General features: G+C 49.9%; 15 protein-coding genes. 2 read left to right on the forward strand and 13 right to left on the reverse strand.

Annotated elements, in window-relative coordinates; genetic code table 11:
- Positions 1 to 28 precede the first annotated feature (28 nt).
- From ACAN55_RS06945 to cls, 13 genes are all read right to left on the reverse strand, one after another.
- A complete protein-coding gene (locus ACAN55_RS06945; RefSeq protein ID WP_379129988.1) occupies positions 29 to 1555 on the reverse strand; it encodes an RCC1 domain-containing protein in 1527 nt (508 codons plus the stop codon).
- A gap of 152 nt (positions 1556 to 1707) precedes the next feature.
- The gene (gene ychF, locus ACAN55_RS06950; protein ID WP_379129990.1) at positions 1708 to 2808 is read right to left on the reverse strand and encodes a redox-regulated ATPase YchF; all 1101 of its coding nucleotides are present in this window, start codon (positions 2806 to 2808) and stop codon (positions 1708 to 1710) included.
- A gap of 228 nt (positions 2809 to 3036) precedes the next feature.
- Positions 3037 to 3507 (reverse strand): GNAT family N-acetyltransferase, encoded by a 471-nt coding sequence (locus tag ACAN55_RS06955; protein ID WP_379129992.1) that lies wholly within the window; start codon positions 3505 to 3507, stop codon positions 3037 to 3039.
- 39 nt (positions 3508 to 3546) lie between these two features.
- On the reverse strand, positions 3547 to 4626 hold the full coding sequence (gene fni, locus ACAN55_RS06960) for a type 2 isopentenyl-diphosphate Delta-isomerase (protein ID WP_379130338.1): 1080 nt from the start codon (positions 4624 to 4626) through the stop codon (positions 3547 to 3549).
- 136 nt (positions 4627 to 4762) lie between these two features.
- Entirely contained in the window at positions 4763 to 6238 is a 1476-nt protein-coding gene (locus tag ACAN55_RS06965) for a phytoene desaturase family protein (RefSeq protein ID WP_379129995.1), read from the reverse strand.
- The gene (locus ACAN55_RS06970; protein ID WP_379129999.1) at positions 6235 to 7389 is read right to left on the reverse strand and encodes a glycosyltransferase family 2 protein; all 1155 of its coding nucleotides are present in this window, start codon (positions 7387 to 7389) and stop codon (positions 6235 to 6237) included. The genes ACAN55_RS06965 and ACAN55_RS06970 overlap by 4 nt, the downstream gene beginning before the upstream one ends.
- On the reverse strand, positions 7386 to 8123 hold the full coding sequence (locus ACAN55_RS06975) for a lysophospholipid acyltransferase family protein (protein WP_379130002.1): 738 nt from the start codon (positions 8121 to 8123) through the stop codon (positions 7386 to 7388). The genes ACAN55_RS06970 and ACAN55_RS06975 overlap by 4 nt, the downstream gene beginning before the upstream one ends.
- Positions 8101 to 8868, reverse strand: a complete 768-nt coding sequence (locus ACAN55_RS06980; RefSeq protein WP_379130004.1) for a carotenoid biosynthesis protein — start codon at positions 8866 to 8868, stop codon at positions 8101 to 8103. Before ACAN55_RS06980 ends, ACAN55_RS06975 begins: the two co-directional genes overlap by 23 nt.
- On the reverse strand, positions 8868 to 9749 hold the full coding sequence (locus ACAN55_RS06985) for a phytoene/squalene synthase family protein (RefSeq protein ID WP_379130007.1): 882 nt from the start codon (positions 9747 to 9749) through the stop codon (positions 8868 to 8870). The genes ACAN55_RS06980 and ACAN55_RS06985 overlap by 1 nt, the downstream gene beginning before the upstream one ends.
- Entirely contained in the window at positions 9742 to 11268 is a 1527-nt protein-coding gene (locus ACAN55_RS06990; RefSeq protein WP_379130009.1) for a phytoene desaturase family protein, read from the reverse strand. Before ACAN55_RS06990 ends, ACAN55_RS06985 begins: the two co-directional genes overlap by 8 nt.
- Positions 11265 to 12809 (reverse strand): phytoene desaturase family protein, encoded by a 1545-nt coding sequence (locus tag ACAN55_RS06995; RefSeq protein ID WP_379130341.1) that lies wholly within the window; start codon positions 12807 to 12809, stop codon positions 11265 to 11267. The genes ACAN55_RS06990 and ACAN55_RS06995 overlap by 4 nt, the downstream gene beginning before the upstream one ends.
- Before the next feature lie 493 nt (positions 12810 to 13302).
- A complete protein-coding gene (locus tag ACAN55_RS07000) occupies positions 13303 to 14229 on the reverse strand; it encodes a MerR family transcriptional regulator (RefSeq protein WP_379130012.1) in 927 nt (308 codons plus the stop codon).
- Positions 14230 to 14556: 327 nt separating this feature from the next.
- Positions 14557 to 16065 carry a cardiolipin synthase gene (gene cls / locus ACAN55_RS07005; protein WP_379130015.1) on the reverse strand — a complete coding sequence of 503 codons (1509 nt, stop codon included), beginning with the start codon at positions 16063 to 16065 and terminating at the stop codon, positions 14557 to 14559.
- A 224-nt stretch (positions 16066 to 16289) separates the two neighbouring features.
- Between cls and ACAN55_RS07010 the strand changes: the two genes are divergently transcribed.
- Together ACAN55_RS07010 and ACAN55_RS07015 are read left to right on the forward strand one after the other, a co-directional pair.
- Positions 16290 to 17201 (forward strand): TetR/AcrR family transcriptional regulator, encoded by a 912-nt coding sequence (locus ACAN55_RS07010; RefSeq protein ID WP_379130018.1) that lies wholly within the window; start codon positions 16290 to 16292, stop codon positions 17199 to 17201.
- Positions 17202 to 17266: 65 nt separating this feature from the next.
- A complete protein-coding gene (locus ACAN55_RS07015) occupies positions 17267 to 20449 on the forward strand; it encodes an efflux RND transporter permease subunit (protein ID WP_379130021.1) in 3183 nt (1060 codons plus the stop codon).
- The last annotated feature ends 1 nt before the right edge of the window (position 20450 follow it).

Consider the following 20450-nt stretch of genomic DNA (forward strand, 5'->3'; position numbering starts at 1 on the left):
TTACCACAGAATATTGCTTCCCTGTGTTCTATTTAGTTTGAATGTACAATCGATTCAGGCTTTTATCCCAGTCTGCCTTTAGTCCGAGCTCGTCTCTCCATACTTCGAGCGGAATCATAACAGTTCCACTTATAAGTTCAGTCGCAGCTTTAATCGTCTTTTCTTGGCCGTTCACTTTAATTTTCGGGCTTCCAACAAGAACAGCCACTGTTCTTCCACCCATTTTCAAGGAAATAGCGCTCTTGAAGTTTGTTATCGTCAGCTTAATCCCTGCAGCCTTCGCTATCTCTTGCATCGGAAGATACAATACATCATTTTTGATATAGGGTGTATTTTTTTGAAAACCCAGTGTTGTTCCATTCACTTCAACTTTCACTCGAGTGCTATCCGCACGGCCAAAGCCTTCAAATTTCACGGCGCCCTTGCTCTGCGTCCATGTCCAGAGTTGGCCCTGCTCGTCTGAAGCTATAATTGAGGGTATGGGTGACAAGGAAATAACGGAGATCCGTTTCAGGTTCTTGAGTGGAATGTCTCCCCATTGATCCGTCTTTATCGTCCATACCTGCGCGTTGCCCTTACTGGTTATTGCCGCAACATCAAAACCAAAGGGAACTGCCTGTTGCGAACCCGTGAAACCTGCAGCAGGGCTTAATTCTCCCGTAGTCCCCCATTGCTGTGCAGTTTCATCGTTATAGTAGACGACTACTTTTTTAGCATATATAAATTGTTCAATCTTGCTTACATTCGATAATGTATTAATTCTAGCTGGAGAAATGCTGAAGTTGCCTGACTGCAACCCGGGGAACGAAATTCCGTATGCAGCCGCATTATTTATGCCCCACGCCCACACCGAGCCATCTTTATCGACAGCAAAAAAGGTCTCGTGCTCAGCGGATATCATTTTCACATTACTCAACCCTTGAAGTTTGTACGGTGAAAGCCTGCTTTTTTCAAAGGAGAGATCTTCATGACCCAGGATAATGGCTCTGCGTGTACGAAAACTACTATCGTTCAGGTAACTATTCCCCCATGCGTACACTTCCCCGCCGGTGGTTATTGCAAAACAGGAATCATCTCCGGCAAAAATACCGGTAATGGCGGGCAGGCCAGCTACTTTAACGGGCTCCGTCCGATCATGGTTCACAGAGATAGAGACCCTTCCATCAGCCGCTCTGGTCAGCTCTGTAAAGGTGCCATCACCCATTTGCCCCCGGTTGTTGCTTCCCCACACCCATACATTCCCTTCCTTATCCAGGGCCATACTATGCTCATTACCAGATGAAATCGCCGTTATATTTTCCAGCTTCGGAATTTTAACCGGGGTGCTCGCAAACTTAATTGCAGGATCAACACCCATTTGCCCATTGTAATTGCCCCCAAAACTATACACCGTCCCGTTACTCGCAAGCGCAAGCGAATGATAATAGCCTGCGGATACATCTACAATCTGAATGTTAGGCGAAGCCGCTTGGGTGAATGCGGTCCAGCCGGCAGTAGAGATTATTAACGTCAGCACTCCTAAAAACACATTCCGGATGGATGTACAAATGTTCATTTGATCTCTCCTTAGAAGGTCGTTAATAACAGGAATTATAGTGGAATATCCCAGAAATTTCTATACCGGCATAATAAAAGAGGTTGTCCCGAAAAGTAGAATATACGCTACTTCTCAGGAGAACCCCTCTATCTAGTCATTTATTTAGATTTCTATACGTTAAACCGGAAATGCATAACATCGCCGTCCTGTACCACATATTCCTTACCTTCCAAACGCAGCTGACCGCGTTCTTTAGCACCGTTCATGGAACCTGCAGCAAGAAGATCAGCATAAGCTACAACCTCTGCACGGATGAATCCGCGTTCGAAGTCAGAGTGGATCACCCCGGCAGCTCCCGGAGCTTTTGTTCCGCGACGAATGGTCCAGGCACGAACCTCCTGTACACCAGCTGTAAAGTATGTGTACAATCCCAGCAGCTTGTAAGCCGCTTTGATCAGACGGTTCAAACCGGATTCTTGAAGTCCCAGCTCTTCCAGGAACATTTCCTTGTCTTCGCCTTCCAGTTCAGCAATCTCGGCTTCAACCTTCGCGCTGATTGGCACTACTTCAGCATTCTCGGCAGCAGCGAACTCACGAACCTGCTTCACATAAGGATTCTCCTCTGCGCTTGCCACTTCATCCTCGCCCACGTTCGCCGCATAAAGCACCGGTTTCAGGGTCAGCAGGTGAAGGTCACGCACAATCAGGTACTCCTCTTCGGACATTTCCACGCTACGTGCAGGCATGTCGTTGTACAGCGCATCCTTAATGCGCTCCAGCACTTCGACTTCCTGGGCATACTGCTTGTTGCCGCCCTTCATATTCTTCTTGGAACGGTCGATCCGCTTCTCGATGCTTTCTACATCGGCAAGAATCAGCTCCAAATTAATCGTCTGAATATCGCTGATCGGATTTACTTTGCCATCCACGTGGGTAACATTCTCGTCAATAAAACAGCGTACGACATGAACAATGGCATCGACTTCACGAATGTGAGCCAAGAACTTGTTGCCCAGACCTTCACCCTTGCTCGCACCGCGCACAAGACCGGCAATATCAACAAATTCAAAAGCAGTCGGTACGGTCTTGTTCGGCTGTACCAAATCAGTCAATTTGTCCAGACGCTCGTCCGGTACTTCTACGACGCCAACGTTCGGGTCGATGGTGCAGAACGGATAGTTCGCGGATTCTGCTCCTGCTTGTGTGATTGCGTTAAACAATGTGGATTTCCCTACGTTTGGAAGTCCAACGATACCAGCTTTCAAAGCCATTTATATGACAACTCCTATTTTCGGTTGGATTGATCAGTGTAATAAGTCAATCGATCTAAACCATTATATATTAGAAGATAAAGTCCAGCAACACCAGATGTTCTGCGACCTGTGTCCATGCTGCGGCAGAAATTACCTTTCCGGAACAAGTCACCGGACCTCATCTTACGGACTCACCGGATTTTATCTTAGATGAAAAAAAGACCTCCTTCGAGGTCTTTAGAGCAGCTACAGTTCCTTGGACATCGTAATATCGGTCACTGTGTAACCCATTTTTTTGTACAGCTCAAATGCCCGGTTATTCTGGCCGAATACGTGCAGGCCGATTTTCTTCACGTTCATTTGGCGTGCTTCCTCGTCAAGAGCCGTCATGCACTGCTTGCCATAGCCCTTGCCCTGGAAAGGCTCAAAGATATAAATATCGTAGATAAAAGCTTCCTTGCCCTGGCGTCCCTCCGTTACGTTGAACCAGATATAACCCGCCTGGGCATCCGTTTCCACCTCTACTACGGAATATAAGTAAGCCCCTTCGGTATGCAAGCCCTTAGGCAGAAACCGTGTCATTTCCTCCTGGGACTTCGTTAGAGCACTCTCCGGGTCCCACGCTCCGGCATTCACCTTATCTGCCGCATAATCACGTGCGGATTGATTTAAAAAAAACTGAAATGTTGTATCATCCATCTGGACCAGTTTTATCATGATTGTTAGCCCTTCCCAATAACTATAGTCATCTATCTACTACCGTCTTACCAGCCGCGCAGTTCCGCGCAGCGAGCTGAGATCAGCTGCACCGATGCCAAACATTGCCGTCCGTAGCTCCAGCTCCACCTGGGCAAGTGCATCCTCCAGAGCTTCTTCAGATTCAACCGCCGCACCAAGCAGATTCCGGCCGAACCCGGCAAGGTCCGCCCCGAGTGCAATTGCCTTGGCGGCATCCACCCCATTCTTCAGCCCGCCGCTGCCAATGATGAAACCCTGCGGACAAACGGACCGGACCTCAGTAATGCAATCGGCCGTCGGAATTCCCCAATCCGCGAAAGCTTCCGCAGCTGCGCGGCGTACGGGTTCCTTACTTCTGAACTTCTCTACCTGGCTCCAGGAAGTTCCACCTGCACCGGCAACATCAATGAAAGCAGCACCGGCATTATACAGACGAGCTGCAGTTTCGCCGTCGATCCCCCAGCCAACCTCCTTAATACCCACCGGTACCTCAAGCATCCGGCATACCTTCTCAATTCGGGGCAGCAAGGAAGCGAAGCCGGTATTGCCTTCCGGCTGGAATGTTTCCTGAAGTCCATTCAGGTGGAGAACCAGCCAGTCGGCTTCTGCAAGATCCACTGCACGGCGGCATTCCTCAATGCCGAAACCGTAGGACAGCTGAACCGCACCAATATTAGCGATAACCGGAATGCCGGGTGCCTTATGACGCACTTGGAAGGTGGCTGACAGTTCGGGACGCTCTACAGCCGCCCGGACCGAACCTAGGCCGAGCGCCCAACCGCGGCGCTCGGCAGCTTCTGCCAGCCGTTCATTAATTGCTCCGGTAGCTGCGCTTCCTCCTGTCATTGAACTGATTAGAAAAGGTGTTCGAAGTACCCGATCCAGAAAAACGGTATTCAACGATATCTCGTTAAAATTAAGCTCAGGGAGAGCGTTATGCCGAAAACGATAGTGTTCAAAACCCGTTGTAATCCCTCTGCCTCCAACGTCCTCATTCAGACAGAGCCGTACATGTTCTATCTTGCGTTCACTGGTCTTAGCGGATGGCAGCAGAGATGTTGACTCAAGGCCATTCACAGCCTGCAGGTCTCTGCCCATATCCGTACCGGATTGACCCATTTCATCGCCCGGCATGACATCCTGTGGCGTGTGATCCATGATTTCTACCCTCCGCATCGAAATACTATTCATTATACCACATCTTCGGCGAGCAATTTACAATTTGAGGATATTTCTAGACATGCTTTGCTATGTACTCGCCTACAAGCCGGCCTGATAGCGAAACGATAGGCGTTCCTCCTCCAGGATGCGTGGTACCCCCAACATACCAAAGGCCGCGGATATCCTTTGAACGGTTGCCCGGCCGGGTAAAGGTCTGATGTGCCGTGTTGGAGGATATGCCATAAATCGCCCCTTTATGAGCAAGCGTGTCGTCAGCAATATCCTGAGGTGTATAATGCGTCAATACATCCCCGTCCTCTATCCCCTTTAATCCATGCCCCTCTAAAATATTCAATATCCTCTTCTGGTAGGAAAGACCCTCTTCCCTCCAGTCACAGGTATCGTTCACATAAGGTGCATTTGCCAGAATAAACAGGTTACTGGACCCTTCAGGTGCCATACCAGTTTCAGAATATCCTGAATGGCATATGTAAACGGCAGGTGATTGCGGAGAAACCACTTCGTGAAAGAGCTCCTTAAATTCATTTTCATATACTTCAGGGAAAAATACCGTATGATGCAGGAGAGCATCGTATTTCTTGGGGACACCCGCCAATGTCACAAGACCGGATAATGATGGCTCGTAGGAAGCTATTTTCTTGTTACTCATTCCGGGACGGAGCCGCTCCGGAAGCAGCATACGGTTGATGCTAAGCACATCGCCGCCGGCAATGACTACCCCAGCCGGGTAGAACCCTTTTGCCGAATCCACTCCGCTCACCGTTCCGTTCACCACAGAAATCTCCGTTACTTCTGCATCCGTTACAATGTTCACATTCAATCGTTTGGCCAAAGATACCAGACCTTCAACCAGCTTATAGGTTCCTCCACGGACCCCGTACACGCCTTCCTGGCTCTCCAAATGTCCCAGCATGGCAAATATCGCAGGAGAATCATAAGGAGAAGACCCAACATACGTCGCATAGCGGCCCAGCATCGCAAGGGTATTAGGATGGCTGAAATATTTAAGCAGCAGGGAATGAAGACTACGAAAAGGGCTCACCCGCAGCAGATCACGTACGAGAGTTGGAGACAATTTATCCCGCCAGGACAACATGAGCCGGTTCAGAAATTGTTTCTCGCCCAGTCTGTACATTAGGGCTGCCTCCGCTAAAAAATCAGCATACCTTGAAGCGTCTGCCGGACTATAAGCAGCGATCTGCGACTTCATAACATCGATATTCTTGGATAAATCCACCCGGTGACCGTCCGCAAAAATGTTACGCGCACGCGGCTCAAGTTCATAGAGCTGGACATAATCCTCCATATCCGCACCCGCCAGTTCATAAAGAGAGCGGAAGACGTGCGGCATGGTTATGGTGCTGGGCCCACGGTCAAAGGTATAACCACCGGTTTGAATCCGCTGCAGCTTGCCTCCGGGAAGCTGCTGCCGTTCCAACACCGTAACGTCCCAGCCCTTTGAAGCTAGCGTTACGGCGGAGGACAGTCCTCCAAACCCGGCACCAATAATTACAGCCTTTGATTTCATTGGTAATGCCTCCCTTTCCATTCATATCCCTGACCGGGCAGACTTCCCTTCCATGAGCTAATCGCGATAGCCGCTAGACAGAAAATGCTTACGGGTAGCGCAAGACAAAGCCAACGCGACTGTCTCCCCGAGGCATCACTGATCCGCTTGATCAATATCCCTTCAACCATCGCAGTCAACGACCAGGCTGCCACCATGGCCTGACCTGCTATCCCGGAGAAAACCAGCATTCCCGCCGGAACGATATATAACAGGGTATACAAACTTAACACACAGAGCAGTAAAAGCGGCTGCCGTCCCAGTCCAGCATAAATATTCTTCCGGTAACCGTTCCACACCTGGCCTGCATTCTGGTACATCCGCATTTCTGCATGGTCTGTGATATCGGCCAGCGTAACGATATCCCCTGACCGTTTAACCGCACGGGCAAGTGCCATATCATCCACCAGTGCAGAACGAATCCCCGCATGCCCCCCGCATAATGCATAACTGTCCCGGTGGATCAGCATGAATCCCCCATGAGCTGCCACAAAGCGGGGATCTCTGGAACCGCGGACCAGCGGAACCGGCAGATGACACAAGATCGTGAAGTTCATTAACGGCACAATCAGCTTCTCCAGCCAAGTCCCTGTCCTCTGTTGTGGAAATCCCGTAATCAGACCTCTCCCTTGCGCATCAGCAGTAATATACGCAGCCTCCAGTGCATCCGGCCGCAGCCGGATATCTGCATCAAGAAATAACAGCCATTCACCGTTTGCGGCCTCTGCCAGCTGGGCGCAGGCATGGGACTTTCCTAGCCAGCCCTCGGGCAACCCGCTTCCGGGAATCACCTTAACCCGGTCTGCTCCCGCTGCTGCGGCAATTGCTCCGGTGCCGTCACTGGAGCGATCGTCCAGCACGATAACCTCAAGATCCCACCCTGCGCTTCTACAGGCCAATACAGATTGAAGGCATGGGCCAATATGATCAGCCTCATCCCGCGCCGGAATCAAAATCGATAATTGTGGTGACTTCTTCGGAGAATTTAACATTACCGGAGACTTGCCTTTGAATTGGATAGCTCCAAGTTTCGGCAGCTGTCTCACATTCCATAGAACAAACAGAAGCTGGAGCAGCAGACATCCGCATATCACCTGAAGTATCAGAATCATCGTCTCCACCGGTCAAAAAAGGAATCGAACCGTTCATGTGTGGATTTGCCCGACTTCATTAATGGCTTATACCGGTCAGGAATGAATCCTCCATGTTCAATCATCTCTTGCCGCTGTTGGTCTAATTGATGTTCAAGTGCAGTCTGCAGCTTCATACTGATTACCTCCCGTTCAAGCTCCTTCCATCGATAAATAAGCGGCTCTCCAGCCAGAAGTACAGCCTCCGGCTTGGGATGCCGGAACAAGCCATGATACAGGGTTACCGGCACAACAGCAGCATCCGGGCACAGGCGAAGCACGACTCCCACCCCCATCTTCAAGCTCAGAGGCCGATGTTCCAAGAGGCGTATTTCTCCTTCGGGATACATCCATACACTCCCGCCATTCCGGAGAAGGTTCGCTGTGTACCTCAAGGAGGTCTGAATATCCCTCGTACTGCTGCGGTCGATCGAATACGCGCCGAGCTTGCGGAAGAAGGTATATTTACGAAGCTGTTCTTCCTCCATCATGAAATAGTGTTCACTGCTGGTAAGGGTCCGGACTGCATGATAGGCCAGCAACCCGTCCCACCAGGAGCTGTGATTCATAATGTACAGCAGAGGTCTGCCATCAGCCGATTCTGGCTTGAAGTCCCCGGCGGCTCCGAAATAACGGAAATGCCGGCGAATCAGATATAACGAGTTATACCTATAGAACAGCTTATCAAAACCCTTATGTTTGAGGGCTTCCAGCATAACGCAAGCTCCCTTCAGCCAGCAGAGCACCCGCCCCGGCAATTACAGTACATAGCGGTAATCCTTCACGAAGACCCATTAATCCGAATAGCACCAGGATCGCCTGATATAACCGTGTACCCAGGATAACGGCTCGTTCGGACACACGAACATTATGGAAGCATGATGACAGAAACGCACCAACCATGAACCAACCGGCAAAATTACTCCAAGGAACACCGTACAATCCCTCCCCGCCCGACCAGAGCCAGAACCCTCTGGCATGTGCGACAGGATCAAGCACCAGGTCCAGAATTACAATCCACAGCCCGACTTGCAGTGCCCGTACGACCATCAGCATGCCGCCCGATAAACCAAAGTTACGGGTGATCAGGACTGCATTATAGACTACAGCAATCCAGGCAAAGCCTAAGGTAACGGGCACGCCATACAGCAGGGGTCCTAAAATATCAGTGTACACGTAACTGCCAAAGAGCTTGCCGGTATGGACACCTATCCATTCAGCAGTCATTCCTCCGGTCCAAAGAACCACGGCGGAAACCCACAGGGGAAGCCGGTAAGCCGTAATGACTGACTGGTCGGACACAAGAGATTGCGAAGCGCCCTTTTTTAATACATCCATAGCATAGGCTGCATAGAGAACCAGAAATATTCCGTTTGAGAATTGAAGACTTTCCGGAACCGTAAACAGAGTGAGCAGAACTGCACCTATGAAATACCAAATCCAGAATACATAACTGACCACTATAGTTGCCCCGCTGCGGCTTTCTGAATCATACTGCTGAAGCCTGCGGCATAACGCCGGGCCGTCTGCTGAAACATCCGGAGCTTGGCTTCATCACTGACAAAAGCCCGTCTGCGGAATACATCGTATCCGCCTGCTGCCACATCATCCAGAATACCGGCGTAAAAGGCTGCAGCCAGTTCCACTGCCATACCGCTATCTGGAGGGTAACTCTCAATATTATTAAGTCCTTGCCGGAACCATTGAAGTGCAATACTTTTTAGATCCTGAATCACAGCAACGAACCGTTCATTTACTACACCGTCTTCCAGCTCCTGCTGGCTATACCCGTTCCTCTCCATGATCTCGAGCGGCACATATCTGCGCCCACGGCCCAGATCCTCACCGACATCCCGAATGATGTTCACAATCTGCATCCCCTTACCCAGCGCAATGCCTGCTGCCTGCGCTTCTTCACCCCCATCATCTCTCAGAACAGGGAGAAGCATTTCACCAACGGTACCCGCCACAAGATAGCAATAAGATTCCAGCTGGTCCATGGTCTCGTAATGGGTGAAGGTCAGATCTCTGAGCTGTCCCTCCATCTGCATCATAAACGGTTCCTTGCCCAGCTGCGGAAAGCTCAGGAACAACCAGCGCAAGGCAGGCCATATGAAGTGTCCTTCCGCTTGCTCCAAGTTACTGAATTTATTCCTGAGCTCATGAATGCTGTAAGGAGACACTTCCGGTTCATCTACGCTGTCATCAATCATCCGGCAAAAGGCATAGATCACGTGCACCGCTTCCCGGCGCGGACTGGGCAACCCTGCGAATGCCTTGTAAAACGAGGAGGATCCTTGCCTTATCATTTCCTCACATTTATGCAAGATCTGTTCATACATGCTCATTCATCTCCTTCATTAATTCTTGGACCGCGAGTCTGGCGCCCTGCATAACAATAGGTACTCCGCCGCCAGGATGCACGGATGCACCGGCCGCGTATAAGCCCTCGATTGGATAAGGTTTCGGTTGAGGCCGGAACACCCCGGACTGTGATAGTACAGGAGCAATGCCGAAGCTTCCACCGCCGTATAATCCCTCCAGCTCGGCATCTGCCGGCGTACGGACTTTCCGCCATACCACACTTTCAGAGAGTCCGGGAAACCCTCGGCGCTCTGCATCTGCAAGCACTTGATCGGCAAGAGGTCCCGCAGCAGCTTCCCAGTCTATTCCCTGCCCGGCAGGCACCGGAATAAGAAAGTATAATACGCTTTCTCCAGGGGGAGCCGCGCTCTCATCTAATGCAGATGGATTAAATACATAATAAGAAGGTTTCACGGGAATCTGCCCCCGGTCGAACAATTCCCGTAGACTGTCATTAAGGGAATCCGGCAGGAAGAACTGGTGCGTCAGCGATTCTTCCCATCTCTTGGACGCTCCTGCATAAATCAGCAAGCAACCAGAGGAAGGGATGAATTTGCGTTTTGGACTAGAAAGTGAATTCATACCTTTAGCAAGCTTGGGATGGATTCCTTCATGGGGAGTACTGCTATTCCCGGTCTCTCCCTGCGGAAGAAGGCCCCCCAAATGTGGGAAATCACCATTATACAGAACCGCATCAAAGTGAAGGAGTTCTCCCTGAACAACTACTCCCCTGCAGCGTCCACTTTCTACAATCAGGGAATCGACCGCCGTATTCCTCTGAATCCGGACTCCACGTTGTTCCAGTTCCTGTTCCATAATCCGCGGCAGTTCACCATAACCGCCTTTCAGCATCCAAACCCCGAAGGCATGTTCTGCATAGGGAAGCATGGTATAAATGCCCGGTGTGCGGAAGGGGGCTCCCCCGATATACAGACTTTGCAGCGAGAAGGCATCCTTCAGCTCCTCACTGTGGAAGTAATGACCCACCGCGTCCCTCAGACTCTTATAGGCCTGCAGCCGGGCCATCAGCGACAGGTTCCTGAAACTGAAGAATTCCTTACGTGTCTTGAAGCGCCTCTCCAAAAAGGAAGCCTTGCCCCCGGGAAATAATTTCGACATATCCTTCATGAACCGGATAAAACCTTTACCTTCACCCGGGAAAGACTTTTCAATTTCTGCTGCCTGGGCCTCATTTCCGTTGACCTTGGTCAAGGTACGACCGTTCTTGAAGTGAATACGGTAGAGCGGATCACAACGCAGTAGCTCTATACTCTGAGGTGATATGCCGCCTTCCTCCAAGATTTCCAGCAGCATTTCCGGCAGCAGGACAATCGTTGGACCCTGATCAATCCGGTACCGCCCATTCTCTTCAAAAGCTATACGTCCGCCGACCTGCGAGGCACGCTCAAACAATGTAATCTCCTGCCCACGCTTGCTAAGCAGAAGTGCAGCCGTCAAACCACCTATGCCGCCGCCGACAATAGCTACCCGGCTCACAGGGATGCCCCTGTCCCGGCAGATCTTGCCGAAGCATTCCGGAAGCGAGCAGAACGGTCATGCTCCCGTATTAGCCTTGCACTGATTTTGGCCGACTCGAATATCGTCGGCAATCCGCTTCCGGGATGCGTACCCCCTCCGACCAGCCAGATTCCCTTAACCTCCTGAAAGGTGTTATGTGGACGCATATACATCATTTGACCGAGATTATGAGCCAAATTAAATGTGGCACCGTTGTACACATCCAGCTTGTTGCGCCAATCCAGCGGAGAGAAGAACAAACTCTCTTCGATATGCTGCGATATTCCGGCAAGCCCTGGTATGCGCTGCAGCTTCTCTAGCATTTCTGCCTCTACCTTCAATCCCTCATGCTCCCAGTCTATTCCTGCCTTCAGATTAGGGACTGGCATGAGTACGTACAGAGAGGATTTACCGGCAGGAGCAAGCGTCGGATCCAAAGCGGATGGGTTATGAACATAAATAGAAGGATCCGCCGATAAGGTACCTAGCCGTGTAATCTCATCTACATTACGCCGGTAATCTTCCGCGAAATGTACAGAATGATGAGCCAGATCGAATTTAGCGTTAACACCCAGATACAGCATTGCTGTGGAGCACGAATAACGTTTGCGTTCGAGTTTCTGTGGTGTATATCTTTTTAACACTCCCGGTTCAAACAGCTGGGTCATTGCCGAGCCGAAGTCAGCACCAAGAACAACATAGTCCGCCTCTACTTTCTCCCCGTTCTCCAGTAATAACCCAGCAGCTTGACCGTTCCGGACAAGTACCCGCTTGACGCCACATGAGGTATGCACCCTCCCTCCAAGCTCTAATATCACATCAGCCATCGCTTGAAGTACTTTATTTATTCCGCCAATGGGATGATACAGACCGTATTTGTGCTCCAGATAGGAGAGAATAGTAAAGGTTCCTGGGCATTCCCAAGGTGACATTCCTAAATACTTTGCCTGAAAGGTAAACGCGTTCCGGAGACGCTCATCGTCAAAATAGGTCGAAAGCCGGTTATACACGGTATCCGTAGCATGCAGCTTAGGCAGCGCGCGCAGAACATCTTTTTTGGCATAATCGCCTAAGGATTGAAAAGGTCGCTGAAGCAGCGGCATGACTCTGTCAAACTTATCGGATTCGTCGGACATAAATCTTCTATAGCCGCTTCCGTTCCCGGGAAACAACGTCTCGATATGGGCTGCAGTACGCTCCTGGTTGGTAGAAGGTGTGAATACGGTATCTCCAAAATGCAGTGAATACAGCGGATCCAGTGCATGTAACGTAACGTAATCCTTCAGTGAACGCCCCGCCGATGCGAACAGCTCCTCCAGCAGATGCGGCATCATCAGAAAGGTAGCTCCCCGGTCGAAACGATAATCCCCCAGTTTAAGCTGACCTGAACGTCCACCCACAACCTCCTGCTTCTCATAAATCTCAACATTATATCCATCAGCAGCTAATAACATAGCGGCTGCGAGTCCTCCCGGCCCAGCTCCTACAACAGCAACCTTGGCAGCACCTGTATACCACATCAAATCCACCCCTCCTATACACAGCAAGATTATACAAACTTGCTTGTAACCTTATACAACTATGATACAAACATCATACATTTTTTAGATACCCTTGTAAATAACTCTATTCAAAACTTTCAAAAGCCTCCGTTCAGAGCTCAGAATGAAATACTTAAAGCAACAGGAATCAACCTCTTTTCATAATTTCCGACATCTTTGTGTGTGATGTGACGCGCTTTGTAGCGCAGATACGATTAATCGCCATCCTAATTGTGTCAGCAGTTGGGACTAATTGCCTATCACCACTTTGTCCTGATTTAAGATGTTTTGTCGATTCAATATAAGAACGCGTTCCTATATGAATGCATTTACAAAGCATTCTATTCAGAAGTTCGCTGAACTACAGACTCACATTAAGCACCTATCAGGTCGGGATCGAGGTACGTGCAAACTTTCAATTAAATAAAAAAAGCCCTCAGCACCACCCGAAAGTGATTCTAAAGACTTTGTTTTATACTCTTTTCTTTAGTGCGGTAAACACATGATCAAACCAGGACTGCCAGCCTCCAGAAGGTTGATTCATGACAAAACGTGCATTAGAGGAGCCCGGAAATCCGTCATATCCCCTGCCGCCGACAATAAACTCCGTTAGCGGATACTTCTCCTTCAGTCTCTGAATAAGCCCTTCACTATACGGAATCAGTTCAATATCAGTTACGGACATACAGACCGCTCCAATCTGGTTCTGCTGCTCGAGCATGGCCAGAATCCCTTCCTCAGGAGTATTGGCTCCCAAATAGATAACCTCTACACCATTTTTACGCAAAAAGAGGGAGAACAGCAGAAGCCCAACCTGGTGATGCTCACCCGCCGGACAAAACGCCAACACTTTGGGTAAATGGGAGTGCACCGGAAAAACATGAAAGAACTGATAAATACGGTTGGAGATCATATGGGTCATATAGTGCTCCTGTGCGACGCTTGCGTTTCCTGCTTCCCAGGCGCTGCCTACCTGAATCAGAATCGGCACAAGTACCTGATGAAACATGGCTTCGTATCCGTAGAGTGAGAAGCCAAACTCAATAAGCGCATTGGCGCGCTCCCCTTGAAATTCGAATAGTGTATTGTAGATTTGATTTTTCATTTTCTCTAAAGCATCCTGAGGTGATCCGCTTGCCAAGGTTATGCTATCCTTCAATTCCTTCTCTTTCCGTGCCTTCAACAATCGAACAGCGTGCGAAATGCTTATCCCCTGCTGTTCGGTCTGCTGCTTAAGCCAACGCAGGTCTTCTACATCATCATGGCTGTACAGCCTGTATCCGGACTCGGTCCGCTCAGGAGTTACAGCTTTATACCTGGTTTCCCAAGCCCGGAGTGTAACTGAAGGAATATCCACCATTTCGACGACCTGTTTGATCGAGTACACGATTTCATTCACTCACTTTCTCTGATTCCCTAGCTATATTTAAAAATTCAAACCTTATACAAAATATTTACACTCATTATACATAAGCTTGGGTACGATGTCATCCAACAGAATCCAATCCAAAAGTACTTGAATCCTCAAATAATCGTTACTACAAGGTATATAGTAGGAGCCCCAGCCTACAAAGGTCGGTATTCATCACACTGATCTTGTAGCCCTCTGGCCTGATATCACCTATGCGGACGAAAGCCCCACAGGCAGTGGACAAGAATTGGATCTGCTTAGCTAAAAAGAGGCTGCCCCTATAAGGCAGCCTCTTTTATGGAATAACAGCTTCGTTTAGAGCAGCGGAGACATCAGCCTTGCGGCGGATTCGAGCAACCGTTGGTACAGCTTTTTATCCATGAATTTCTCCTCCACAATTTGAGTGGTAGAAAGTAAATCACGCTCGAAATCGGCGACAATCCGCTTAACACTCTCCGTCTGGAGCAGCAGCGCGTTCACTTCAAAATTTAGGTGGAAGCTCCGCATATCCATATTCGCAGTCCCAATCGTAGCGATCTCACCGTCTACAATCAGCAGCTTGGAATGAATAAAGCCCTTCTCATATTCATAAATTTTCACTCCTGAATCCAGCAGAGCAGGGAAATAGGAATGAGATGCCAGGAACGGCAGCCATTTATCCGGTTTCGCCGGGAACAGCAGACGTACATCAATCCCTGACATAGCCGCTACGCGAAGTGCCGTAAGAATATCATCATCCGGTATAAAATAAGGACTGGCCATCCATACGGATTTCTCCGCCGAGGTAATCATAGAGAAAAAAATATTTTTGAGTGCCCGGCGTTCGTTGTCCGGACCGCTGGCAATAATCTGCACAGCGCCGTCTCCTACCACATTGCGCAGTCTTGGTGAGAGATAATCCTGTTGGAGGATCTTCTCTCCTGTCGTATGCATCCAATCCTGAAGGAAGATAATCTGCATCGTCCGGACAGCCTCACCCCGGATCAGCATATGTGTATCCCGCCAGAAACCATAGGTTTTGTTGCGGCTTAAGTATTCATCCCCTACATTTAATCCGCCCATAAATCCCACGTCTCCATCAATAACGACGATCTTGCGGTGGTTGCGGTAATTCACCCGGCTGGAGAAAAAGGATGTAGACCTGCCGTACGCCGCCACCTGGACACCCGCCACACTCATCTCGTTCAGAAAGGCTTTGGAGATCCCGTAACTGCCGACCGCGTCGTACATAAATCTGACCGTAACCCCGGCACGTGCCTTCTCAATCAGGATCTGTTGGATGCGGGTTCCGATGTGGTCAGACCGGAAAATATAGTATTCCATATGAATATGATGCTCCGCCTGGCGCAGCTCCAGCAGCAGTGTACCGAAGGTCTCTTCTCCATTGGTTAAAATACGCGTTTCGGACGCGAAGGAAATCGGGGTACGTGCCAGCCGCTGCGACAAACCGAGCAGTTTCTGACGGGAGCTGTCGAAGATCGACCAGTCCTGATGGATACGCAGGACGTCATTTTCAATCCGCTCGTAGGCCATCAGGTCACGTTGCGCTTTTTTATCATATTTGCGGCGTTTGAAGACATTCTGTCCGAATAGAAAATAAAAAACCAGTCCCAGGACCGGTATGAGGGCAAGGAGTAAAATCCAGGCCATCGTGGTCGATGGATTGCGGTTCTCCATAAATATAGCCAGACCTATGGAAACTACGGTCAACGTGGAAAAAATACTGATGATGGTGCCGCCTGTACTGCCGAATATCCCGAAGCCGAAGTAGTAGAAAGCCAATAATGCCCCGATAATGACTATAGCCTGCAGTCCTCTTCTCATAGACAACCTACCTTCTCTTTCATTACAAACTCATGGAATAGACACATTTACATCTTACAGGAAGAAGGTCTTTCTTCCTACTCGAATCCTGCTGAAAATGCTAATTACAACAAAACTGTAACTTCTTGGCCCGTGATTTGAATTCCGGCAAACATTATAATATAATCGTTCTGACCGTGCAGTCAAGATGAGAACCGTCGAGTCAGAAAGGAGCAAGCAGCTCAGTGTCCGATAAAAACATCGACAAGAAAGAAAAGATCATCAAGACCGCCATGCAATTGTTTGCTGTAAAAGGTTCCTCCGCCACCTCTATGCAGGAGATTGCCGAACTCAGCGGTATTTCCAAAGGAAGCCTGTATCTGGTGTTCAAATCCAAGGAAGAACTGGAGCGCAGCATTTACATATATTGCTTCCGCATGATCCGGGATCCGCTACTGTTGGAGGAAGAGCAGAACTACGCAACACCGCAGGAAAGATTGCGCAAGCAAATTGAAATTCTGCTGAACCATGTCTACGAGCTGCGCGAGTTCCTGCAGCGGCAAATCCAGGATATGGCCGGACGCGGACAGACAAATGCCCCGGAATGGATGCGCAAAAGCAGCATTCCCGTCATGAAATGGTTCCAGTCCAAACTGGAGACTCTGTACGGGAAAGAGATACTGCCCTATATCGGAGACCTGGTTCTTCTCGCTAACGGGATGCTCAGTTCCTATGTGCATGTCATCTTCCATCCGAAGACATCTGTTCCTACCGTACGCATGGCAGAGAATATGGTCACCCTGATGGATATTGTGGCTGCCGGCCTGCTTGCCGGTAAACCCGCACCACTCATTTCAGATGAAGTTATCTCTATCTGGATGGAGGAGGGTGAAGAGAGTATCCGCAGAAATCCGCTTCAGCTTATTAAGGAAATGCGGCAGCAGCTTCTTGCTTCCACACTGGAGCCGCAAATGCTGGAGGATGTGCAGGAATCCCTTCTTATCCTGGAAAAAGAAATTCTGCTGGGCCATCCCCGCCGGGCAATTATACTCGGAATGATGTCCAACCTGCAGGCCTGTCCCGAGCTTGCAGAAACGCTGAACGACCTGAAAAAGCTGATTGCCCCTCACATGGAAGGATTATGCGGGGAATTGTAAACAGAGAGAAACAAGGGATAGTGAGTTCTAATTAAGATGTAACCGAGAGGAGCAGAAACAAATCTATGAAGAGTCTAATTAATTTCTCGCTCAGAAACAAATTTGCCATTTGGCTTCTGACGATCATTACGGTATTCGCCGGCCTTTACAGCGGCCTTACCATGAAACAAGAGACACTACCTAATATCAGTATTCCTTATCTAAGCATTACTACCATTTATCCGGGTGCTGCCCCGGAGGGCGTTGTTAATGATGTCAGCAAACCGCTGGAGCAGCGGCTGCGCAATGTAGACGGAGTTAAAACACTAACCTCGACCTCACTTGAAAATGCTTCGAGCGTTATTATCGAATTCGAATACGGCACCAATCTGGACAATGCCACAGCTGCAGTGCGGGAAGCACTGAATGAAGTGGCCCTGCCGGACGATGTGCAGAAACCAAGTATTTCCCGTTTCAGCCTGAGCTCGCTGCCGGTGGTTTCACTGAGCTTGGCAAGCAGCGAATCCGCGGACCTGGAAGCCCTGACGAAGATTGCCGAGAACGATATCCGTCCGGCTCTGGAGGATGTTGAAGGTGTAGCATCCGTGCAGATTGCCGGACAATATGTGAAAGAAGTCTCCCTGAAATTTAATCAGGATAAGCTTAAGCAGTATGGCCTGACGGAAGAGACTGTTAAAGGTATTGTGATGGGCTCTTCCATCCGCGTGCCACTGGGTCTCTTCGAGATGGAACAATCCGAGAAGGCCGTCGTTGTAGACGGTAATATCACTACCGTTGATGACCTCAAGAATGTGGTCATCCCTGTTATTCCGGCAGGCGCAGGTGCTGCGGCAGGCAATAGCGCACCTGGCACAGGTGCTGCTGGTACGAATGCAGGAGCTACCGCTGGGGCTGCGGGTATGGATGCAGGAGCAGTAACTGGCGCTGGTGCTGGTGCGGCAATGGGGCTGCCAACGGTTAAGCTGGGCGAACTGGCTGACATTACGGTTGTCGGCAATTCCGAATCCATCTCACGCACTAACGGCAAGGACTCCATTGGCATCCAAATTGTCAAAGCCAATGATGCCAACACGGTTGATGTCGTGAATGGTGTTAAAGATCAGATTGATGAACTGAAGAAGCAGTATGACGGCTTGGATCTGATCGTGCTCCTGGATCAAGGCAAACCGATTGAGGATTCCGTGAACACGATGCTGTCCAAAGCGGCATTCGGTGCCCTTTTTGCTGTCCTGATCATCCTTCTGTTCCTGCGGAATATCCGCTCGACCATCATCTCCATCATCTCCATTCCGCTGTCGCTTCTGATCGCGGTACTGTGCCTGCGTCAGATGGACATCACACTTAACATGATGACGCTGGGAGCAATGACCGTTGCCATCGGCCGTGTCGTCGATGACTCCATTGTTGTTATTGAGAATATATACAGACGGCTCTCTCTGTCCGGCGAGAAGCTGCGCGGCCGAGAACTCATCAGTGCGGCGACCCGCGAAATGTTCGTTCCGATCATGTCGTCCACGATCGTTACCATCGCCGTGTTCCTGCCTCTTGCCTTCGTGAGCGGTATGGTTGGCGAGCTATTCCTGCCGTTCGCACTTACTATGGTGTTCTCGCTGCTAGCCTCCCTGCTGGTTGCGATTACTCTGGTTCCTGCCTTAGCGCACTCCCTGTTCCGCAATGGCCTGAAGAATAAGCACAGTCACGAAGACAAACCGGGTGCTATGGCTGCAGGCTACCAGAAGATTCTGAACTGGTGCCTATCCCATAAGCTGGTTACCTTTGGCATCGCTGTTCTGCTGCTTGTAGGAAGCTTGTTCCTGATCAAACCCATCGGCGTCAGCTTCCTGCCTTCCCAGGAAGAGAAGAACATTACTCTAACCTTCTCCCCAAGTGCCGGACAACGTCTTGAAGACGTGAAAGAGCTGGGTCTGAAAGCCGAGAAATATATTCTGGCTCAAGATCATGTAGATAAGATGCAATATTCCATTGGCGGCAGCAGTATCTTCGGTATGGGCGGCGGCAAATCGGGATTATTCTATGTAGCCTATGACAGCAATACGCCTGACTTTGATAACGTAAAAGAGCAACTGATTGAAGGATTGACGAAAGAGATTCCAGAGGGCGTATGGGGCGATATGTCCGGTATGTCCGGCGGTGGCCTGGGAGGAAATACGCTGACCGTCAATATTTTCGGTGATACGCTGGAGCAGCTTAAACCAGTGGCCGACCAAATCGCCGGTATTGTACAAAAGGACACTGCTAACTTCAAGGATGGGGAAACCAGCCTGTCCGAAGCCTATGAGCAATACACCATTGTTGCGGATCAGCAGAAGCTTAGTGCACTAGGCCTGACCGCAGGTCAGATTGCGATGAAGCTTAGTCCGGCAAGTGCTAGGCCAGTATTAACTGAAGTTGATGTAGACGGCAAAAACTACAAAGTCTATATCGAGACAGATACCGCTACGTACGGCAGCATTGAGGAGATGGAAGCCGCAACGCTTACGTCACCACTGGGAATCTCCGTACCTGTGGGTCAGGTAGCGACTATTGAGAAAGGCACTTCACCAGACTCCATTACCCGCATGGACGGTAAAATGATGGTGGATGTGACTGCTGAGATTATCGCCACTGATGTGAATGCTGCTTCCAATAACGTGAAGGCTGAAATCGATAAGCTGGATCTGCCGGATGGCGTAACTGTTACCTACGGCGGCGTAACTGAGCAGATCAATGAAACCTTCGGACAGTTGGGCATTGCCATGGCTGCAGCCATTGCTATCGTATACTTTGTACTCGTAGTTACCTTCGGCGGCGGTCTGGCACCATTCGCCATCCTGTTCTCTCTGCCTTTCACGGTGATCGGAGCGCTTGTCGCCCTCTTGATCTCAGGTGAAACGCTGAACGTATCCGCACTGATGGGCGCACTGATGCTTATCGGTATCGTAGTCACGAATGCCATCGTGCTCATTGACCGGGTCATTCATAAAGAGAAGGAAGGGCTTACTACACGCCAGGCACTGCTTGAAGCTGGTGGAACGCGTCTGCGCCCAATCCTGATGACGGCGTTGGCAACCATCGGCGCCCTGCTCCCGCTCGTTAGCGGACTTGAGAACAGCGCAGGTATTATCTCCAAGGGACTGGGTGTTACCGTTATCGGCGGCCTGATCAGTTCCACCCTGCTCACTCTTGTGGTTGTACCGGTTGTGTATGAATTCCTCATGAAATTCCGCAGCAAGCGGGTAGAGGAATAAA

Origin of the sequence: Paenibacillus oryziterrae (assembly GCF_042610485.1) — a bacterium.
Lineage (GTDB): Bacteria > Bacillota > Bacilli > Paenibacillales > Paenibacillaceae > Paenibacillus_AQ.

Bases quoted from the DNA above. Each gene is read 5' to 3' on its own strand.
- ACAN55_RS06985 (WP_379130007.1), bottom strand. From the start codon at position 9,749: ATGTATGAACAGATCTTGCATAAATGTGAGGAAATGATAAGGCAAGGA.
- cls (WP_379130015.1), bottom strand. From the start codon at position 16,065: ATGAGAAGAGGACTGCAGGCTATAGTCATTATCGGGGCATTATTGGCT.
- ACAN55_RS06955 (WP_379129992.1), bottom strand. From the start codon at position 3,507: ATGATAAAACTGGTCCAGATGGATGATACAACATTTCAGTTTTTTTTA.
- ACAN55_RS07015 (WP_379130021.1), top strand. From the start codon at position 17,267: ATGAAGAGTCTAATTAATTTCTCGCTCAGAAACAAATTTGCCATTTGG.
- ACAN55_RS06975 (WP_379130002.1), bottom strand. From the start codon at position 8,123: ATGCTGGAAGCCCTCAAACATAAGGGTTTTGATAAGCTGTTCTATAGG.
- ychF (WP_379129990.1), bottom strand. From the start codon at position 2,808: ATGGCTTTGAAAGCTGGTATCGTTGGACTTCCAAACGTAGGGAAATCC.
- ACAN55_RS06970 (WP_379129999.1), bottom strand. From the start codon at position 7,389: ATGATTCTGATACTTCAGGTGATATGCGGATGTCTGCTGCTCCAGCTT.
- fni (WP_379130338.1), bottom strand. From the start codon at position 4,626: ATGGGCAGAGACCTGCAGGCTGTGAATGGCCTTGAGTCAACATCTCTG.
- ACAN55_RS06945 (WP_379129988.1), bottom strand. From the start codon at position 1,555: ATGAACATTTGTACATCCATCCGGAATGTGTTTTTAGGAGTGCTGACG.
- ACAN55_RS06965 (WP_379129995.1), bottom strand. From the start codon at position 6,238: ATGAAATCAAAGGCTGTAATTATTGGTGCCGGGTTTGGAGGACTGTCC.
- ACAN55_RS06995 (WP_379130341.1), bottom strand. From the start codon at position 12,809: ATGTGGTATACAGGTGCTGCCAAGGTTGCTGTTGTAGGAGCTGGGCCG.